Annotated in this window: 16 protein-coding genes; 7 read left to right on the plus strand and 9 right to left on the minus strand. The window is 61.2% G+C overall.

From position 1 onward, the window contains the following. Positions 1 to 19 precede the first annotated feature (19 nt). From NWV16_RS22155 to NWV16_RS22170, 4 genes are all read left to right on the plus strand, one after another. Positions 20 to 2,869: an RHS repeat-associated core domain-containing protein gene (locus NWV16_RS22155; RefSeq protein ID WP_260520762.1), complete on the plus strand. Its 2,850-nt coding sequence runs from the start codon at positions 20 to 22 to the stop codon at positions 2,867 to 2,869. Between the two features lie 57 nt (positions 2,870 to 2,926). After that, the gene (locus NWV16_RS22160; protein WP_260520763.1) at positions 2,927 to 4,687 is read left to right on the plus strand and encodes an ATP-binding protein; all 1,761 of its coding nucleotides are present in this window, start codon (positions 2,927 to 2,929) and stop codon (positions 4,685 to 4,687) included. Next, on the plus strand, positions 4,687 to 6,018 hold the full coding sequence (locus tag NWV16_RS22165; RefSeq protein ID WP_260520764.1) for a sigma-54-dependent transcriptional regulator: 1,332 nt from the start codon (positions 4,687 to 4,689) through the stop codon (positions 6,016 to 6,018). Before NWV16_RS22160 ends, NWV16_RS22165 begins: the two co-directional genes overlap by 1 nt. Before the next feature lie 251 nt (positions 6,019 to 6,269). Then, entirely contained in the window at positions 6,270 to 7,589 is a 1,320-nt protein-coding gene (locus tag NWV16_RS22170) for an MFS transporter (RefSeq protein WP_260520765.1), read from the plus strand. A gap of 76 nt (positions 7,590 to 7,665) precedes the next feature. On the opposite strand, the gene NWV16_RS22175 is transcribed toward NWV16_RS22170, so the two are convergent. Further along, positions 7,666 to 8,424, minus strand: coding sequence for a hypothetical protein (locus tag NWV16_RS22175; RefSeq protein WP_260520766.1), 759 nt, complete (start codon positions 8,422 to 8,424; stop codon positions 7,666 to 7,668). A 347-nt stretch (positions 8,425 to 8,771) separates the two neighbouring features. Between NWV16_RS22175 and NWV16_RS22180 the strand changes: the two genes are divergently transcribed. Together NWV16_RS22180 and NWV16_RS22185 are read left to right on the plus strand one after the other, a co-directional pair. Next, the gene (locus tag NWV16_RS22180; RefSeq protein ID WP_260520767.1) at positions 8,772 to 9,089 is read left to right on the plus strand and encodes a hypothetical protein; all 318 of its coding nucleotides are present in this window, start codon (positions 8,772 to 8,774) and stop codon (positions 9,087 to 9,089) included. Between the two features lie 128 nt (positions 9,090 to 9,217). After that, complete coding sequence (locus tag NWV16_RS22185) at positions 9,218 to 9,847, plus strand: flavin reductase family protein (RefSeq protein ID WP_260520768.1); 630 nt, start codon at positions 9,218 to 9,220, stop codon at positions 9,845 to 9,847. Between the two features lie 6 nt (positions 9,848 to 9,853). Here NWV16_RS22185 and NWV16_RS22190 read toward each other — a convergent pair whose 3' ends face one another. Next, positions 9,854 to 10,096 (minus strand): hypothetical protein, encoded by a 243-nt coding sequence (locus tag NWV16_RS22190; RefSeq protein WP_065258578.1) that lies wholly within the window; start codon positions 10,094 to 10,096, stop codon positions 9,854 to 9,856. Between the two features lie 43 nt (positions 10,097 to 10,139). After that, the gene (locus NWV16_RS22195) at positions 10,140 to 10,493 is read right to left on the minus strand and encodes a putative quinol monooxygenase (RefSeq protein ID WP_260520769.1); all 354 of its coding nucleotides are present in this window, start codon (positions 10,491 to 10,493) and stop codon (positions 10,140 to 10,142) included. 335 nt (positions 10,494 to 10,828) lie between these two features. Between NWV16_RS22195 and NWV16_RS22200 the strand changes: the two genes are divergently transcribed. Further along, positions 10,829 to 11,770, plus strand: a complete 942-nt coding sequence (locus NWV16_RS22200; protein ID WP_260520770.1) for an AraC family transcriptional regulator — start codon at positions 10,829 to 10,831, stop codon at positions 11,768 to 11,770. Here the strand turns inward: NWV16_RS22200 and NWV16_RS22205 are convergent, their stop codons facing one another. The 6 genes from NWV16_RS22205 to NWV16_RS22230 form a co-directional block, all read right to left on the minus strand. Beyond that, complete coding sequence (locus tag NWV16_RS22205; protein WP_260520771.1) at positions 11,771 to 12,826, minus strand: ABC transporter ATP-binding protein; 1,056 nt, start codon at positions 12,824 to 12,826, stop codon at positions 11,771 to 11,773. Positions 12,827 to 12,843: 17 nt separating this feature from the next. After that, entirely contained in the window at positions 12,844 to 13,692 is an 849-nt protein-coding gene (locus NWV16_RS22210; RefSeq protein ID WP_260520772.1) for an ABC transporter permease, read from the minus strand. Then, entirely contained in the window at positions 13,689 to 14,597 is a 909-nt protein-coding gene (locus tag NWV16_RS22215; protein ID WP_260520773.1) for an ABC transporter permease, read from the minus strand. The genes NWV16_RS22210 and NWV16_RS22215 overlap by 4 nt, the downstream gene beginning before the upstream one ends. 192 nt (positions 14,598 to 14,789) lie before the next feature. Next, positions 14,790 to 15,893 (minus strand): ABC transporter substrate-binding protein, encoded by a 1,104-nt coding sequence (locus NWV16_RS22220; protein ID WP_260520774.1) that lies wholly within the window; start codon positions 15,891 to 15,893, stop codon positions 14,790 to 14,792. Positions 15,894 to 16,110: 217 nt separating this feature from the next. Then, entirely contained in the window at positions 16,111 to 17,559 is a 1,449-nt protein-coding gene (locus tag NWV16_RS22225) for an aldehyde dehydrogenase family protein (protein WP_260523570.1), read from the minus strand. After that, on the minus strand, positions 17,559 to 19,196 hold the full coding sequence (locus tag NWV16_RS22230) for a 5-guanidino-2-oxopentanoate decarboxylase (RefSeq protein WP_260520775.1): 1,638 nt from the start codon (positions 19,194 to 19,196) through the stop codon (positions 17,559 to 17,561). Before NWV16_RS22230 ends, NWV16_RS22225 begins: the two co-directional genes overlap by 1 nt. Between the last annotated feature and the right edge of the window lie 122 nt (positions 19,197 to 19,318).

Here is a 19,318-nt window from a genome sequence, read left to right on the forward strand (position 1 = left end):
CACGCCAGAAGCCCGTTCTGTGGAACAGTCCGTTCACTGGCATACGCCCACCTTGCGGGTTCATGACTCACGCGCGCTCGAAATTCGGCAGATCGAATACCTGCGCAAGATGGCGGGTGAGGAAGTTCAGGCGCTCATCACCCGCCAACACTACGATGTAGCCGGACGACCGGTGGCTCAACGCGACCCGCGTCTGTCCATCGCGAATACCATCACGCTTTTCGCACTCGATGGTCAGGTGCTCAGAGCGGTCAGCGTCGATGCGGGCACAACCGTCATCCTGCCTGGGCTGGCCGGGTTGCCCGAACGGTCCTGGGACGCGAACGGGAATCATCGGGTCATGACCTACGATGACCAAATGCGCCCGTTGAGCATTGAAGAAAACGGCATTCCAGACGTCGAAACGATGACGTACGCCGACTCCGCACATGACGCTGGCCATAACCTGCGCGGGCGGTTGATCGAACAAAGCGACCTATCCGGCACCGTCGAATTTCACAGTGTCGGGCTGACAGGCCAAGGACTGCACGAAACCCGCACTTTTCACGATGACAAATCCTTTGCCAGTCGTCACAGCTTCAGCCCTCTGGGTACGGTACTGACTCAGACCGATTCTGGGGGACACCGGCAACTGTCGACATACGACGTGGCCGGTCAACTCAATCGGGTGCAGTTGCAACTGAAAGGGGTAACTACCTGGCAAACGGTGTTACAGGATGCCCGGTACAACGCCGCCGGACAGATCATCGAACAACTCACCGGTAACGACGTCACCAGCTACTGGCACTACCGTGCCGCCAACGGTCGCCTGCATCGCCACTCTGTGCGAAAGGCATCGGGGGCCGCGCTTCAGGATTTCGAATATGAATACGACCGGATGTACAACATCACCCGTATTCTCGATCACGCCTGGACACCGACCTTCTTCCGCAACCAGCAAGTCGATGGCCACCGTACCTTTGGCTATGACTCGCTGTACCGGCTGATCCGCGCCACCGGCCATGCCGATGCCCCGCCCTCGGACAACCTCGGCCGGCCGCAGCCCACCGATCCTGCCGACCGGCGCAACTACATCGAAACATACGAGTACGACAACGGCGACAACCTCGTCAAAACCGTCCACATCCGCGACGGCGCCAGCCACACCGCCGAGATGGCGATCGATCCGTCAAGCAATCGGGGCGTGCGCTGGAAGCAGGGTGATCCACCTCCGGACTTCAAAAAACTGTTCGATCCTGCCGGCAACCTTCAGGCTCTGCAACCCGGCGTGCCGTTGCAATGGAACAATCGCGGCGAGCTGGACAGGGTAATCCTCGTCGACCGCGACGGCAGCGGCGCCAACGACGAAGAGTATTACCGCTACAGCCAGGGCGAGCGGGTGTACAAACGTCACGACACTCACACCGCGAAGGTCAATCACTTCCACGAAGTGCGCTATTGTCCCGGGCTGGAAATTCGCAGCAAAGACAACGCTGAAGAACTGCACCTGATCAACCTGCCGCTGGCCAGTGGCAGCGTGGTCTGCCTGCACTGGGTGACCGGCAGACCGACGGGCATCGAGGCCGATCAACTGCGCTACACCTGCAGCGATCATCTGGGGTCGGTTTCGCTGGAGCTGGACCAACAGGCACGGGTAATCAGCCACGAAGGTTATCTGCCGTTCGGCACCACGGCCTGGATGACAGCGCGAACGCTGATCGAAGTGGATTACCGGTTTATCCGTTACTCGGGCAAGGAAATGGATGTCACCCGCCTGTATTACTACGGTGCCCGTTACTACGCCGACTGGCTGGGGCGATGGGTCAGTGCCGATCCGGCGGGGGATGTGGACGGGTTGAACCTGTATGTGTTTGTGGGGAATGAACCCATCACCTCCATCGACGATGACGGGCAAGAGCTTTGGGACTTCATGGACAACTTTCTCGAAACCGAACCGCAACGCTCCACAAGGCGGTCCCAAAGCGCAGCCTATAAAAAGCAATACCAGGCCGACATGACTCTATCTCGCGCATTGAACCGGCATACAAAAATCCTGCAGCTCACTACACGACGTGCACAAGAGGCCGAAAAACAAATCAACAATCACCAGTCTGCCTGGGCTCACGGACAATCGGCTGCATTGAGGATTGGCGCACACATTGCAGCACAAGCCATCTCTTATGGAGCAGGTATCGGCATCGGAGCGACAGCGGCGGCGCTGGGTAGTGTCACTGGCCCCCCCGGTATTGCCGTTGGCGCGAGCCTCGGGGTGGTAACGAAAAAGGCAGTGAGCATGGGGCTCGATTATGCATTGGAGCGTACGAGCCTCGGCGCATCGGTCAAATTCAAGTCCGGGAAACTGGATCCGAAGAGGATCATCAATAAAGGTGACTACAAGGCCATGAACTATGGTTCGTACGCCTACAACAAGTTCAAAGGCATCGGGCTAGGTATGATTGAAATGAACATGAAGGGCTGGATGAAGGGCGGCAAAGAGGCTCTGAATGTCGGTGCCAGTATTGGCATGAAGGCCGCCAATACACCGTTCTCGAGCGAAATCGGTGCGGCATTGAGCACAGTGACCGGCACCTTTGAAATACTTCATGAGATTGCAGGAGCGGGTCTGGAACTGACCGACGAAAAGCTCACCCGTGCCGATCGAAACATCTCCGGAATGATCTCAATCCTGAATGAAGCCGTCAGCGTACTGGACAGCCTGTTCGAAGCCGCCGGGCGTGACGCTATCCACACCTACAGGCCGCTCAGCAAAATTTTCGGCAACGCTGCCGGTGATACACGTGAAACAGTGAGAACGGCAACGAATGAAACCATCAGACAATTGAGGCAGACCCAATCTGTGATCAGACGTGCACGCCACGGTGGCACCTAGCGAGAAGTCCGCCTGTGCATGCTATCGTGCTCGCCCCATTCTGCGCCTGATACGTCCATGCCCGCGACCTCACGCCTTGTGCGCCTGACGCTATACACCCTGCTGATCCTCGCCGGCGCCGCCCTCGCTGCAACGCTTGCGATCCGTCACGCCGAACGCCAGGCGCTGGTCGAGGACGCCGCCCGGGCCAACCAGCAACTGGCGCTGTACGCCAACTCGCTGCACACCCTGATCGACCGCTACCGCGCCCTGCCCGCCGTGCTGGCGCTGGACCCGCAATTGCGTGCGGCGCTGGCAGGTCCCGTGGATGCCGAGCAGCAAGCAGCGCTGAACCTGAAGCTGGAAAAGATCAACGGCGCCGCACAATCCTCGACCCTTGAACTGCTCGACCACACCGGCCTTGCGGTAGCCGCCAGCAACTGGCGCTTGCCCAGCAGTTACGTCGGTCACAACTATGGTTTTCGCCCGTACTTCAGCCAGACCCGCACCCAGGGCACCGGGCGCTTTTATGCGGTCGGGGTGACCAGCGGAATTCCCGGTTATTTCCTGTCCAGCGCGGTGCTCGGCGACAACGGCGAGTTCCTCGGGGCGATGGTGGTCAAACTCGAATTCCCGGAGCTGGAGCGCGAATGGAGCCACGGCAACGACACGCTGCTGGTCAGCGATGCCCGGGGCATCATCTTCATCGCCAACCAGCCCGACTGGCGCTATCGCCTGCTGCACCCGCTGACCCCGGCCGATTACCGGGAGATCAAGACCACTCGCCAGTACGACAAACAATCGCTGGTGCCGCTGACTCATCTGTCGCTGCGCCGCTTCGATGACAACAGCGACCTGCGTCGGGTCGAGGGGCCGCAGGGCACGGCAGATTACCTGTGGGAATCCCTGCCGCTGACGGCCGAAGGCTGGACCCTGCACCTGCTGCGCCGCCCGCAACTGTCCTTCGAAGACCAGCGCAATGCCGGGCTCGCCGCCGCCGGGGTGTGGCTGGCGCTGGTGTTTCTGTTGTTGTTCCTCAATCAACGCTGGCGCCTGGCGAAAATGCGCCAGCGCAGCCGCGAAGAGCTTGAGCAACTGGTCGAGGAACGTACCCGGGATTTGCGCACTGCTCAGGATGGTCTGGTGCAATCGGCAAAACTCGCGGCCCTCGGGCAAATGTCCGCCGCGCTGGCGCACGAAATCAATCAGCCGCTGACCGCCCAGCGCATGCAGCTTGCAACGCTGAGGCTGCTGCTCGATCACGGCCGGGTCGATGACGCCTGCAAGGCACTCAAACCGGTGGATGAGATGCTCACGCGTATGGCAGCCCTCACCGGTCACTTGAAAACCTTCGCCCGCAAGAGCCCCAGCGGTTTGCGCGAGCGGCTGGACCTGGCGACGGTGGTCGATCAGGCTCTGCAATTGCTGGACGTCAGAATGCGCGACGAACAGGTCAGTCTCGTGCTGCACCTGACCCGTCCGGCCTGGGTGCGCGGCGATGCGATACGCCTGGAACAAGTGCTGATCAACCTGCTGCGCAACGCCCTCGATGCGATGCAGGGCAAGCCTTGCAAACGTCTGGAAATCCGTCTGGAAGCCGATGAACAGTTGTGGCGCCTCAGCGTCATCGACAATGGCGGCGGCATTGCCGAAGAGCATCTGAGTCAGGTGTTCGATCCGTTTTTCACCACTAAACCGGTGGGCGACGGCCTCGGTCTGGGACTGGCGGTATCCTTCGCCATCGTCCATGAGTCCGGCGGTCGCCTGACAGCCGAGAATGGCGAAAACGGCGCGGTGTTCAGCCTGACCCTGCCAATCGATCTGGAGGCGCATATCTGATGCTCAACGCGGTGATGGTGGTCGATGACGAAAGCAGTATCCGCAGTGCCGTCGAGCAGTGGCTGAGCCTGTCCGGATTCGAAGTGCAGCTGTTCAGCCGTGCCGAGGATTGCCTGGCGGCGCTGCCGAAACACTTTGCCGGGGTGATCCTCAGCGACGTGCGCATGCCCGGCCTCAGCGGTCTTGAGCTGCTGGCCGAAGTCCAGCGCCGGGATGCCGACCTGCCGGTGATTCTGCTCACCGGCCATGGCGATGTACCGATGGCCGTCGAAGCCATGCGCGACGGCGCCTATGATTTTCTGGAAAAACCCTTCAGCCCCGAGACCCTGCTCGGCAGCCTGCGCCGGGCGCTCGACAAACGCCGGCTGGTGCTGGAGAACCGCGCATTGCACACGCAGGCCGACAACCGCGCGAAACTCGAGGCAACATTGCTCGGAGTATCCCGTGGCTTGCAGACCTTGCGCCGGCAGGTGCTGGATCTGGCGCCCCTGCCGGTCAACGTGCTGATCCGTGGGGAGACCGGCAGTGGCAAGGAGCTGGTCGCCCGCTGCCTGCACGACTTCGGCCCCCGCGCCGACAAACCCTTCGTGGCACTCAACTGCGCAGCGATCCCGGAGCAGTTGTTCGAAGCCGAGCTGTTCGGCCATGAGAGCGGCGCCTTCACCGGGGCTTCCGGCAAACGCATCGGCAAGCTGGAATACGCAGATGGCGGGACGCTCTTTCTCGATGAAATCGAAAGCATGCCGCTGGCCCAGCAAGTGAAACTGCTGCGGGTGTTGCAGGAGCAGAAGCTGGAACGATTGGGGTCCAACCAGAGCATTCGCGTGGACTTGCGCATCGTGGCGGCCACCAAACCCGATCTGCTGGACGAAGCCCGGGCCGGGCGCTTTCGCGAGGATCTGGCGTATCGCCTGAACGTTGCGCAACTGCGCCTGCCGCCACTGCGGGATCGTCGCGAAGACATTCCATTGCTGTTCGAATCCTTCGCCCAGAGCGCCGCCCAACGTTTGGGCCGGACCTTCCCGCCGCTCAGTGGTGCGCAATTGAGCCATCTGCTGAGTCACGACTGGCCGGGCAACGTTCGCGAGTTGGCGAACGTCGCCGAGCGGCAGGTGCTGGGGCTGGATGAACCGGTGCAGGGTATCGATCCGGGCCAGTCGCTGGCGGCGCAGCAAGAAGCGTTTGAGGCGCAGTGTCTGCGGGCCGCGCTGACCCGGCACAAGGGGGATGTGAAAGCCGTACTGGAGGAGCTGCAACTGCCCCGGCGCACCTTCAATGAAAAGATGCAGCGGCATGGGTTGACCCGGGAGATGTTTGTGCAGGGCAGTTGATTTTTACAGGGTCTGATCGGGCCCCTCCGGGCGGCGTTCCGACGAAGAGGCCGGCATAGACAACAATGGTCTATCCGTCAGGGTGAGCGACTTTCCGCTCAACGCAACTCATACATAAGCGGATTTCCGCTCATCTATTCTCCCCAACCCTTCTAATCCGGCCCTCTCCCCGTTGGCACAGCTCCTGCTATAGCCCCCGCAGGCTGCGTTTCCACGCGCTCCACAAAAACAATTAAACGAAGGATCCTTCAATGGATAACTCCAACGCCCTGCCTCTTGGGTCGGCAGCAGTGCCGGTCAAAGAAAAAACCACCGCCAGTCGCATCAAGTCGATCTTCAGCGGTTCCGTCGGCAACATGGTCGAGTGGTACGACTGGTACGTCTATGCCGCCTTCTCGCTGTACTTCGCCAAGACCTTCTTCCCCGCCGGTTCCACCACCGCCCAATTGATGAACACCGCCGCGATTTTCGCCGTGGGCTTTCTGATGCGCCCCATCGGTGGCTGGCTGATGGGCCTGTACGCCGACAAGGTCGGCCGCAAGAAAGCGCTGATGGCCTCGGTGTACCTGATGTGCTTCGGCTCCTTGCTGATCGCCCTCAGCCCCGGTTATGAAACCATCGGCATCGTCTCGCCGATCCTGCTGGTGTTCGCCCGCTTGCTGCAAGGCCTGTCGGTCGGTGGCGAATACGGCACTTCGGCCACCTACCTGTCGGAAATGGCGACCAGGGAACGTCGCGGCTTTTTCTCCAGCTTCCAGTACGTGACCCTGATTTCCGGCCAGCTCATCGCACTCGGCGTGCTGATCGTGCTGCAACAGATACTCACCACCGAACAGCTGTACGCCTGGGGCTGGCGCATTCCGTTCGCCATCGGCGCGCTGTGCGCGATCGTTGCGCTGTACCTGCGTCGCGGCATGGAAGAAACCGAATCCTTCGTGAAAAAAGAGAAGTCCAAGGAAAGCGCCATGCGCACCCTGCTGCGTCACCCGAAGGAATTGCTCACCGTGGTCGGCCTGACCATGGGCGGTACGCTGGCGTTCTACACCTACACCACCTACATGCAGAAATACCTGGTGAACACCGTCGGCATGAGCATCTCCGACTCCACCACCATTTCGGCGGCCACGCTGTTCCTGTTCATGTGCCTGCAACCGATCATCGGCGGCCTGTCCGACAAGATCGGGCGTCGTCCGATCCTGATCGCCTTCGGCGTGCTCGGAACGATCTTCACCGTACCGATCCTGATGACCCTGCACACCATCCAGACCTGGTGGGGCGCGTTCTTCCTGATCATGGCAGCGCTGATCATCGTCAGCGGCTACACCTCGATCAACGCCGTGGTGAAGGCCGAACTGTTCCCGACCGAGATCCGCGCCCTGGGCGTCGGCCTGCCCTACGCACTGACCGTATCGATCTTCGGCGGCACCGCCGAATACATCGCGCTGTGGTTCAAGAGCATCGGCATGGAAACCGGTTACTACTGGTACGTGACCGCATGCATCGCGGTGTCCCTGCTGGTGTACATCACCATGAAAGACACCCAGAAACACTCGCGCATCGTCACTGACTGACCGGATTTGTTCAGCCACTGCAACGGTGGCTGTTCTGGCCCCATCGCTGGCAAGCCAGCGATGGGGCAACCCGGTATCAAGTCAACTCGGCAGCCGCACCCTGCTTACCAAACCGCTTCTGCGCATAAGACGCGCCCACGATCATCACCAGCAGAATCCCCGCCAGCACCACCGACGAACCAATGGTGCCGAAGTCCAGACCGCCCTTCTCATGGGACTTGGTCATCAGGTCGCCCAGGGTCGCGCCAAACGGCCGGGTCAGCACGAACGCCACCCAGAACAGCGCGACGGTCGAAATCTTCGTGAAGTACTTGAGCAGCACCACCACGGCAATCGCCGAGCCGATCAACAGCGCGCCACCGGCAAAGCCCAGGCCCGAGTCATCCGCCAGGTAGTCGCCGAGCGCGGTGCCCAAAGTGTTGGAGAACAGAATCGCCATCCAGTAGAACATCTCGCCACGAAAGCTCTGCACCTTGGTGACATTGAGCGAATCGCCGCTCAGGCGCCACGCCGAAAAAATTGCCAGCAGGATCGCGATCAGGATCATGGAACCGGTGGCATAGCCCAGCTCCAGCGTGCGGTCCATGAAGTCGGACATGGTGGTGCCGGCGGTGCTGGTCGACAGGATCACGATCCAGTACAGCAGCGGTTTGTAAGTCCTGGACATCAGTTGCGTGACCAGCGTCAGGACGAACACGCTGATGAGGATCAGCGAGCTCATGGCATAGCCGACGTTGAGGGTCATCGACAGCAAATCCCCTGCGGTTTCCCCGAGGGTCGTCGCGCAGATTTTCATGACCCAGAAGGCCAGGGTGATTTGAGGCAGTTTGTTCATTGCAAGCAAAGCTCCAGTGTGTGACGGCCGGTTCTTGGTTTTCTGGCCGCCGGCAGACTGGCGTTGCGAGGGTGAAAAACCGGTCGGGAATGTATGAAAAATCTGTCACACAAGCCAAAAGCGGCGATTAATCACCGGTTAATGCCCCTGCCGCATCCTCTACCTACCTGATCGATTGACTGCGCGTCGCTCGCTCCCACGACGAGACGAATTGAATGCGTCGCCCTTAATATCAAGTTAATCGATTGTTTTTAGCATTATTTTGCGCTTTTTAATCAATTTAATTGGCGTAGCATGAACCCCATGCAAGACACACCGCCAACGAATTTCGAATCTGGAGAACGACCATGAAAACCAAACTGATCCTCGCCCTGACCCTGTCCGTACTGGCTGCCAACACCTTCGCCGCCGATGGCTCGGACAAAACCAAATCCGCCGATTTCATTTCCGGCGCCAGCGCCGCCATCGAAACCAGCCACTCGGGCGCCTACGCCGCCGACGGTTTCGATAAAACCAACGTCGGCAAAGCCGTTGCGGCAGATGGCTTCGACAAGACCGGTACGGCTGCAGCCATTGCGGCTGATGGTTTCGACAAGACCGGCACCGCCGCGGCCCTCGCTGCTGACGGTTTCGATAAAACCGGTACCGCCGCAGCCATCAGCTGATCGGCGAACGCAGACACCGAAGCCCGGCCATTGCCGGGCTTGTTCATTTCTGCAGAACTGCATTTGATCTTCGCAGGCCGGACTTGCACTATTGCCCGCTTCCGAAAGCCTTCAGGAACACCCTCGCCATGTCCGATGACATCCATTTCTATGAACCGGCCAACGGCCACGGCCTGCCCCACGATCCGTTCAACGCCATCGTCGGCCCGCGCCCCATCGGCTGGATTTCTTCGCAGGACGCCGAGGGTCGGCTGAACCTGGCGCCCTACAGTTTTTTCAACGCGTTCAACTACATTCCGCCGATCATCGGGTTCTCCAGCGTCGGGCGCAAAGACAGCCTGAACAACATCGAGCAGACCGGCGAGTTCGTCTGGAACCTCGCCACCCGCCCATTGGCCGAGCAGATGAACCAGAGCTGCGCGGCGGTCGCGCCGGAGGTCAACGAGTTCGAACTGGCGGGGCTGACGCCGGTGGCGTCGAAAATGATTGCCGTGCCGCGCGTGGCCGAAAGCCCGGTGTCCTTCGAATGCAAGGTCACGCAGATCATTCAGTTGCAGCGCGCCGACGGCGAGACGGTGCCGAGCTGGCTGGTGCTCGGCGAAGTGGTCGCCGTGCACATCGCCAAATGGCTGTTGAAGGACGGGATCTACGACACCGCCGCCGCAGAACCGATTCTGCGCGGCGGCGGGCCGGCGGACTACTTCCAGCTGGGGCCGGAAGCCTTGTTCAAGATGTGGCGCCCGGGCGCCGTCAAGTAAACGGAGTTACCAGATCAGCTCGGCGTCATCAGTGACGCCCTTGAGCTTGTCCAGCTCATTGATGGCCGCTTCATCGGCGGCAATGGCACCAGGGAATACCTGGTCATTCAACAGTTTGTGAAAGCGCGGCGCACCGCCGTCAACCAGGGCCTTGACCGCGATTGCCGCGAAATAACCCTTGTTGCTGCCCAACTCGACGGGGACTACAGCGGAAACCGCTTCGAAGTGTTCAAATTCTTTACGTGCCATGTCGCAGGTCCTGGCTCAGTCAGATAGGCCGGCCATTAAACCCTCAACCGGCGAGTTTGTGTATCGGCGCGCAACCCTGGCCCAGCGCCTGCGCCGCCGACACGTCTTTAAACGTATGGAAATCCAGGCTGTTGACCACCAGGTCCTGCACCAGCTCGGCAAACACTTCCATTGACGGGCTGCTGAAATAGGCGGTCATCGACTGTTGGTTGCTCCAGAAACCGGAGACCAGCCACAGCTCGGGATCACACTGTGAATGCTGCAGGGAAAAGCTCAGGCAACCGGCGGCGGCACGGGACGGTTCGATCAGCGCGCTCAGGCGCATGCCGAGTTCCGCCGAACGCCCGGCGCGCGCTCGAACGAAGGCCATATGACTGACGGGAATCTGCTTGGACATGTTCAACCCTCCCAGGGAGTCGTGTGGCAGCCGGGGACGGGCTGCGACAGGATCCAAGGTTAAGGGCCGGACAATGCTCGCCGTTAGTCGATTCCTGCCGTTGCGTTGCACAATCCTGCGAGACTGTCCTTCAGGCCTGTAACAAGTCATGAATGACTGTCACCTTCCTGTCACAGCGGTTTCGAGCAAGTTTTCCGCAATGCGCCCTGTCATGTCTGGGCAGGCATGCAACGCTGTGCAGGATCAGGCAAGCATTTCGCAGGATGTGTCTACCGCTTGCGCTTGCACAAATTTATGCTCTGCTCCCATTCCATCCCTTGCCGAGGAGGCTGTGCATGACGTCATTCGATCGTTTTCAAGCGCCGCACGATGCCGACATGGAAGCCGACATGGAAAAGCAGCGAGCGGAACTGGCGGCGCTCATTCGACGCAACACGTCCGAAGACGGCAGTTACGCCACCGCCGTCGGCTCGCTGTTCATGTCGCGCCACACCCAATCCCACGAATTCGCCCCGGTACTCGCGCAACCGGCGCTGTGCATCATGGCCCAGGGCCGCAAAGAGGTGCGGCTGGCGGACGAATATTTCAATTACGATCCACTGAATTATCTGGTGGTCTCGGTCTCGATGCCGTTGAGCGGGCGGGTGGTGAATGTCTCGCCCGAAGAGCCGATCCTCGCCGTGCGCCTGGACATCGATCCGGCGGAGATCACCGCACTGATCGCCGATGCCGGCCCGATGGGCGTGCCGACCCGACCCACCGGTCGCGGTCTGTATGTGGAAAAGATCGACAGCGCGATGCTCGATGCGGTGTTGCGTCTGGCCCGTCTGCTCGACACGCCGAAAGACATCGCCATGCTCGCGCCGCTGATCCGCCGGGAGATTCTCTATCGCCTGCTGCGCAGTCCGCAGGGCCATCGGCTCTACGAAATCGCCATCGCCAACAGCCAGAGCCACCGCATCAGCCAGGCGATCAAATGGCTCAACGGCAACTTCGAACAGCCGCTGCGCATCGATGATCTGGCGAAGGAAGTGAACCTCAGCGTCTCGACCTTGCATCACCGCTTCAAGGCGATGACGGCGATGAGTCCGTTGCAGTATCAAAAGCAATTGCGCCTGCAAGAGGCGCGGCGCTTGATGCTGGCTGAAGGACTGGAAGCCTCGGCAGCCGGGTATCGGGTGGGGTATGAAAGCCCGTCGCAATTCAGCCGCGAGTACAGCCGGTTGTTCGGCGCGCCGCCGTTGAGGGATCTGGCGCGCCTTCGGCTGAGCGTCTGATCAGGCGCCGAGTAGCCGACACGCCTCACTTGGTAACGTCACCGAAACCGGATGCCCGATTCCCAGCCCGATGCCCTGACACGGCGTGCTCAGCGCCGTGAAGGTCACCCCTGAACATTCCACCGTGGTCTCGATGGTTGCGCCGATGTCGCGCACAAACGTCACCTTGCCCAGCAGGCGATTGCCCGCTGTGGCCTGGGGCGCCGACAGTTGCAGGTCTTCGGGGCGGATCAGCATTTTGACTTTCTGCCCGACCCCGATGCTGCTGCAAATCGGCACTTGCAGGGCATCGCCGCCCGGCAGCACGATCTTGCCATCGCCCAGCGCCGTGGCCGGGAAGATATTGCCGGAGCCGATGAAGTCCGCCACAAACTCGTTGGCCGGGTGCCGGTAAATTTCGATCGGCGTGCCCACTTGCTGCACCCGGTGCTCACCGAGCACCACCACGATATCGGCCATGGTCATGGCCTCGCGTTGATCATGGGTGACCATGATGGTGGTGATATTCAGGCGTTGTTGCAGCTGGCGGATTTCCACCTGCATCGACTCGCGCAACTTGGCGTCCAGTGCCGACAGCGGCTCGTCGAGCAAAAGGATTTTCGGGTGCGAAGCAATCGCCCGGGCAATCGCTACCCGCTGACGCTGGCCGCCGGAGAGTTTCGCCACCGGACGGTCGATCATCGGTTGCAGCTGGATCATTTCCAGCAACTCCACCACCCGCGCCTGTTGATCGGCCTTGCTCACACCCCGCAGTTTCAGCGGGTAAGCGATGTTCTCGCCCACGGTCATGTGTGGGAAGAGCGCCAGCGACTGGAACACCATGCCGAAGTTGCGCAGATGCGCCGGGGTGTGGCCGATGTCTTCGCCGTCCAGGCGGATCTCGCCGCCGGTGAGGGTTTCCAGCCCGGCGATCATGCGCAGCAACGTGGTCTTGCCGCAGCCCGACGGGCCGAGGAAACACACCAGTTTGCCCTCGGGCAAATGCAGGTTGACGTCTTTTACCGCGCAGGCCGAGCCGTAGTGTTTCTCGACGTTTTCCAGAATCAGACCAGACATAAAATCACCTCAAGAAATCAAAAGGAAACGCCGCCCTCACCGACCAGCTTCTCCAGCGCCCAGATCAGGACGAAGTCGATCAGCACGATCAGCACGGCAAACGAGAACACGGTAGGGTCGAGCGATGACACGGTGCGGCTGTACATCCAGATCGGCACGGTCATCACGTCGATGGTGTAGAGGAAATAAGTCACGGTGAACTCGTTGAACGAGACGATGAACGCCAGCAACATCCCCGCCAGAATCCCCGATTTCATCAACGGCACCACCACATCGACGATGGCCCGCAGCGGCGAGGCCCCGAGCATCTGCGCCGCCTCTTCGACTTCACTACCGATGGAGAGCATGGCCGCCGTGCAGTTTTTCACCACGAACGGCAGCGCCAGAATCACGTGGGCGATCACCAGTCGCGAGGTGGTCATGTGGAACGGAAGACTGTCGAACACCAGCAGCAAGGCCAGCCCCAGCACCACCATCGGGAACACCAGCGGCAGCGACATCAATTGCAACGCCACGCCCTTGCCACGGAACTCGCAACGGGTCAGCGCGTAAGCCGCCGGCACCGCGATCAGCGTGGCACCAATCATCGCCAGACACGACACCAGCAGACTGGTGCCCATGGCCTGGCCGAGGCTCAGCACATCGCTGGCATCCGGCGAAACGAAGGTGTGCCACGCCGCCTTGTACCACTGCAGGCTGTAGCTGCCGGGCGGGAAGTCGAGGTTCGACGCACCGCTGAACGACATCACGATCATGGTCAGGATCGGCAACACCGCCAGGAACAAAATGATCCCGGAAAGAATGCCGGCAAACTTACCGGTATCGCCCGGCAACAGCGACTGACGCCTTTTGATCAGGGCACTCATTGCGAAGCCTCCAGCAGACGGCGACGACGACCGGTGAGATATTCGGACAAGGTCATGATCGCCAGCGTGGTGACAATCAACACCACCCCGGCGGCAGACGCAGCGGGCCAGTTCATCAGCGGAGCAATCTGGTCATGCACCATCACCGCAAGCATCGGTACGCGCCGACCACCGAGCAACAACGGCACCACAAAGCTGCTGGCGTTGTAGGCGAACACCAGCGTCGCGCCGGTGATGATCCCCGGCAGACTCATCGGCAACACCACCTGACGGAAAACCTGAAAACGACTGGCGCCAAGGGTCGCGGCAGCTTCTTCGTAGCTGCGGGCGACACCGCGCATGGCGCTGGCAATCGGCAGCACAGCCAGCGGGAACGCGGTCTGCACCAGGCCCATCAATACGCCGTTCTGGTTGTAGAGCAACATGATCGGACGCTTGATCAGGCCAAGGCCCATCAGGGTCTGATTGAGCATGCCGCCGGGGCCGAGGATCACCAGCCAGCCATAGCTTTGCAGCAGCAGGTTGACCAGCAATGGCAACAGCACCGCTGCCAGAAAGATCCGCCGCACGAACGGCGAGGTCAGGCGCGACATGGTGTACGCCACCGGGATCGCCAACACTACGGCGATCACCGCGCTGATCAGCGCCAGACGCAAGGTCAGCAGCAACGATTTCAGATAGTACGGCTCGAGCAACTGCGCGTAACTGGCCAGGCTGAAACCGGACCACTCCGCGCCTTTGGTGCCGACGCTCATGCGCAGCACCAGCAGGCTGGCAGCAATCAGCACACCGAGAAACAGCATCGACGGCGAAAGGAAAAACCACGCACGTGCGGTCGGTGAAACACCGCGCGCCGGGCGCACGTCACCCGCGCCGACCGGTCGGGTCAGGGATTGATGTTCCATAGCAATGATCTCGTCAATGGAAAAACAACTGACAGACACTGCCTTCAAATTCACCGAGAAACCTGTGGGAGCGAGCTTGCTCGCGATAGCAATCTGTCAGTCGACACTGTCGGTGAATGTCAGTCCGCAATCGCGAGCAAGCTCGCTCCCACAGGTACTTCGGTGTTTGAAGAACCTGCGTCCATCACTCGATCAGGAAGAAAAGATTTCCGTGTAGCGACGAATCCACTGGTCATGCACGGTCGCCAGGAAGGCGTTGTCGTGCATGATCGCCTTCTCCGCGATCTGCTCCGGCGTGAGGATGAACGGGCTCTTGCGCGCTTCGGCGGAAATGATCGCCTTGGCGTTGACCGGACCGTTGAAGATGTCTTCGGCCATCTTGCCCTGCACCAGCGGGTCGAGGGAGTGGTCAATGAAGGCGTAGGCCAGGTCGGTGTCGCCCGGACGGTTCTTCGGCATCACCGAGAGCATCAGGTCGGTGTAGAAACCTTCCTTCATCCCGAACGTGGCACCGAGGCCATAGTTCGGATCGCGGATCTGCTTGGGGAAAAACGCCGGGGCGTAGAGGCCGCCCATGTCCAGTGAACCGGTGCGAAACAGCTCGGCGATCTGGTTGGGGTTTTCGCCCAGGGTCACCACGCGTTCCTTGAGTTCGGCGAGTTTCTTGAAACCCGGCTCGATATTGTGCTCGTCACCACCGGCCAGTCTGGCGGCGATGATGATCAGGTCCATTGCCTCGGTCCAGTTCGGCGGCGGCAGGAAAATGTTCGGTGCCAGATCGGCGTCCCACAGCGCGGCGTAGCTGTCCGGAGCTTCTTTCTGGGTGCGGGTGCTGTAGATCAGACTGTTGCACCACAGCAGGTAACCGATGCCGTGACCGTTGGCCCCGGTGCGGTATTTTTCCGGGACGTCGATCAGGTTGGGAATGCGGTTCAGATCGGGTTTTTCCAGCAGTCCGGCAGCGGCCAGACCTTCGGCGCCAACGCCAGCCAGGGTGATGATGTCGTACTGCGGACGGTCACCGCCGGCCTTGAGTTTGGCGACCATTTCCGAGGTGCTGCCGGTGCGGTCGGCAATCACTTTGGCACCGGTCTTGGCTTCGAACGTTGCAGCGATGTTGCGCAGTGCGGCCAGGCCCGTGTCATCGGACCAGGTCAGCAGGCGCAGGGTCTTGCCGGAAAAACGGGTGTCGCTGGCACTGGCCCGGATAAAGGGCATGCTCATCGCCGCCGCAGCCACCGAGGCCACGCCGACGGTTTTGATGAATTGACGCCTGTTCAGATCGTGCTCGCCCATTTAGGACTCCCATTATTCTTCTAAGTATGAGATTGATCGCAACCCTTGCATCTGCCTGACCGATATCGCCCAAGCACCCGGTTTCAAAGGGCTTGAGCGTGGTCTGCGGGTTCATCCTGAGGTCGTGCAAAACACCTGACTATCGATAAAAACTCATTGGAGCCATGACACCGACGCATGCCTCGTTGCGAGGCATGCGCTGACCTTTTTCGGGCATTCAGAGCGCGCGAACCACGTGCTTGATTTCCTGAAATGCCGCCAGGCCCCACGGCCCCAGTTCGCGACCGATGCTGCTCTGCTTGTAACCACCCCACGCGGTCTGCGGGAAAATCACCTGCGGCGCGTTGAGCCACACCAGCCCCGCCTGCAAGGCGTTGGCGACCCGATCCGCGGTCTCGGGATTACGCGTGACCACGCTGGCCACCAGACCGAACTGACTGTCGTTGGCCAGGGCAATCGCCTCGGCTTCCGATGCGAAACTGCGCACGCAGATCACCGGGCCGAAGATCTCTTCACACCACAGCGCACTGTCGAGGGGCACTTCGGTGAAAATCGTCGGCTGCAAGAAATAGCCGCGTGGCAGATCGTCGGGACGATTGCCGCCACAGATCAGCCTGGCACCGGCGCTCAGTCCACGGTCGATGTGGCCGAGCACTCGCTGGTACTGCGCCTGATTGACCAGTGCGCCCATCTCGACGTCCGGATCGAACGGATCGGCCACACGGATTTTTTCCGCACGGGCCTTCAGACGAATCAGGAATTCATCGGCCAGTTCATCGGCGACCAGCACCCGGCTGGTGGCCGAGCACATTTGCCCGGCGTTGAAGAAACCGCCGCCGCAGGCCAGCTCCACCGCCAGATCGAGGTCGGCATCTTCCAGAATCAGCAGCGAGGATTTGCCGCCCAGTTCCAGGCTTACGCCCTTCACGGTTTCCGCGGCGCGCTGCATTACTTGCACACCGACGGCGTTGCTGCCGGTGAAGGAAATCTTGGCGATGCGCGGGTCCGCCGACAGCGGCGCACCGACTGCCAGACCGGTGCCGCACACCAGGTTGAACACGCCTTTGGGCAGCCCGGATTCGGCGATGATGGCCGCCAGTTCCAGTTCCGGCAGTGGCGTGACTTCCGACGGTTTGAGCACCACGCAGCAACCGGCGGCCAGGGCCGGGGCGAGTTTCCACGCGGTGGTGACCATCGGGAAATTCCATGGCACGATCAGCCCGACCACCCCGCACGGCTCGCGACGCAGACGTGCGCTGAAGTCGTCGCCGGGCAGCGGCACGTTGCTGTCCTGTTTTGCATCGAGGCCTTCGGCGAGTCCGGCGTAGTACTCGAACGTGGCGATCACGTCGTCGACATCGATGCCCGCTTCGAACAGCGGTTTGCCGTTGTTGCTCGACTGCAACTTCATCAAATGTTCGCGGCCATTGCGCACGCCGTTGGCGATGTTGCGCAGGATCGTCGCTCGTTCGGTCCCGGTGGTTTTCGACCAGCCCTTGAAGGCTTCGGTCGCCGCCGTTACCGCTTGATTGACGGCACTTTCGTCACCGCCGTTGACCGTGGTCAGCAGCGCTTCGGTGGCCGGGTTGATCACGCGCAGGTGTTCGCGGCCAGCGGACCATTGGCCGTTGATGTACAGGCCGTCGAGTGTGGTCGGGAAATTCATCATTGGGCCACCGCCTTCATCCATTGGGTCTGGTCGATTTCAATCAGGGTCGGGCCCTGACGATCGCTGGCAGCGCGCAGTGCACCGCGCAGATGTTCGGCCGAGCTGATCGCTTCTGCCGCGCACCCCAGGGCCTTGGCCACGCCGATGAAGTCCGGGGTGTAGATGTCCACGCCCACCGGCTCGATGGCACGGTTGACCATGTATTTCTTGATCTCTTCGTAACCCTGGTTATTCCACAGAAGGATGATCACCGGGGTGCGCGCCTCCACGGCGCTGGCCAGCTCCGACAAAGTGAATTGCAGACCGCCGTCGCCGATCAGGCACACCACCGGCGGACGTGCGCCGTGTTCCGGATGGCCGCCGAGCCACGCGCCAATCGCCGCCGGCAAGGCATAACCGAGCGTGCCGTAACCGGTGGACGAGTTGAACCAGCGGCGCGGACGCTCCGGGTTGAAGGTCAGGTTGCCGGTGTACACCGGTTGCGTGGAGTCGCCGACGAACACCGCGCTCGGCAGTTCATGCAGCACGGTTTCGAGGAAACGGGTCTGGGCCAGCGTCGGAGCGTCCCAGGTGGTAGCCAGTTCCTCACGCAGACGCGCAGCGCGCACCTGACCCCAATCGTTGCGGCGTTCGGCCAGCGGTTTGTGCGACAGCGCACTGAGCAGCGCCTGCGCCGCGTTGCGCGAGTCGGCGACCAACGCCACGTGCGGCGGGTAGTTGCGCACGGTCTGGTCGGGATCGATGTCCACGCGCAGCAGCTTGCCGGGGATTTCGAAACCACCGGCGAAGGTCACGTCGTAGTCGGTCTCCGCCAGTTCGGTGCCGATCGCCAGCACCACGTCGGCATCGGCCACCAGGGCGCGGGTCGCGACCAGGCTCTGGGTCGAACCGATCAGCAACGGATGGCTGGACGACAACATGCCTTTGGCGTTGATGGTCAGGGCCACTGGCGCGTCGAGCCGTTCAGCCAGTTCGGTGAGTTCGGCAGCCGCGTCGATGGCGCCGCCACCGGCAAGGATCAGCGGACGCTGGGCGCCGGCCAGCAGTTCAGTCATGCGGCTCACGGCGGCCGGCGCAGCACCGGCGCGGTCGATGTGGACCGGCACGCTGGTCAGCAGTTCGTCGGCTTCTTCGACCAGCACGTCCAGCGGAATTTCGATGTGCACCGGACGCGGACGCCCGGCCTGGAACAGTGCAAACGCACGGGCCAGCACGCCCGGCAATTCGGACGCCGACATCAGGGTGTGGGAGAACGCCGCCACGCCGCCGACCAGTGCGCTCTGGTTCGGCAGTTCATGCAGCTTGCCGCGACCGCCGCCCAATTGGCTGCGCGACTGCACGCTGGAGATCACCAGCATCGGGATCGAATCGGCGTAAGCCTGACCCATGGCGGTGGTGATGTTGGTCATGCCCGGGCCGGTGATGATGAAGCACACACCCGGCTTGCCGCTGGTGCGGGCGTAGCCGTCGGCCATGAAACCGGCGCCTTGCTCGTGACGCGGAGTCACATGGTTGATGCTCGAACGGGCCAGCCCGCGATACAGCTCCACGGTATGCACCCCGGGAATGCCGAACACCTGCTCGACCCCGTAACCTTCGAGTAACTTGACCAGTACTTCGCCACACGTCGCCATGTCTTTGCCCTTCTTGTTCGTTGAGGCACCGGGCTTTAAAAGGACCGGTGATTGGCCTCATTGAAACGGGCGACACGTAGCCGCAACAATCGATAAAAGCTCATACTAGCCATGTCCTCACG

The organism is Pseudomonas sp. BW7P1, assembly GCF_024981055.1.
Lineage (GTDB): Bacteria > Pseudomonadota > Gammaproteobacteria > Pseudomonadales > Pseudomonadaceae > Aquipseudomonas > Aquipseudomonas bananamidigenes.

Bases quoted from the DNA above. Each gene is read 5' to 3' on its own strand.
- NWV16_RS22170 (WP_260520765.1), top strand. From the start codon at position 6,270: ATGGATAACTCCAACGCCCTGCCTCTTGGGTCGGCAGCAGTGCCGGTC.
- NWV16_RS22190 (WP_065258578.1), bottom strand. From the start codon at position 10,096: ATGGCACGTAAAGAATTTGAACACTTCGAAGCGGTTTCCGCTGTAGTC.
- NWV16_RS22175 (WP_260520766.1), bottom strand. From the start codon at position 8,424: ATGAACAAACTGCCTCAAATCACCCTGGCCTTCTGGGTCATGAAAATC.
- NWV16_RS22160 (WP_260520763.1), top strand. From the start codon at position 2,927: ATGCCCGCGACCTCACGCCTTGTGCGCCTGACGCTATACACCCTGCTG.
- NWV16_RS22205 (WP_260520771.1), bottom strand. From the start codon at position 12,826: ATGTCTGGTCTGATTCTGGAAAACGTCGAGAAACACTACGGCTCGGCC.
- NWV16_RS22195 (WP_260520769.1), bottom strand. From the start codon at position 10,493: ATGTCCAAGCAGATTCCCGTCAGTCATATGGCCTTCGTTCGAGCGCGC.
- NWV16_RS22185 (WP_260520768.1), top strand. From the start codon at position 9,218: ATGTCCGATGACATCCATTTCTATGAACCGGCCAACGGCCACGGCCTG.
- NWV16_RS22220 (WP_260520774.1), bottom strand. From the start codon at position 15,893: ATGGGCGAGCACGATCTGAACAGGCGTCAATTCATCAAAACCGTCGGC.
- NWV16_RS22210 (WP_260520772.1), bottom strand. From the start codon at position 13,692: ATGAGTGCCCTGATCAAAAGGCGTCAGTCGCTGTTGCCGGGCGATACC.
- NWV16_RS22215 (WP_260520773.1), bottom strand. From the start codon at position 14,597: ATGGAACATCAATCCCTGACCCGACCGGTCGGCGCGGGTGACGTGCGC.
- NWV16_RS22230 (WP_260520775.1), bottom strand. From the start codon at position 19,196: ATGGCGACGTGTGGCGAAGTACTGGTCAAGTTACTCGAAGGTTACGGG.
- NWV16_RS22165 (WP_260520764.1), top strand. From the start codon at position 4,687: ATGCTCAACGCGGTGATGGTGGTCGATGACGAAAGCAGTATCCGCAGT.
- NWV16_RS22180 (WP_260520767.1), top strand. From the start codon at position 8,772: ATGAAAACCAAACTGATCCTCGCCCTGACCCTGTCCGTACTGGCTGCC.
- NWV16_RS22200 (WP_260520770.1), top strand. From the start codon at position 10,829: ATGACGTCATTCGATCGTTTTCAAGCGCCGCACGATGCCGACATGGAA.
- NWV16_RS22225 (WP_260523570.1), bottom strand. From the start codon at position 17,559: ATGAATTTCCCGACCACACTCGACGGCCTGTACATCAACGGCCAATGG.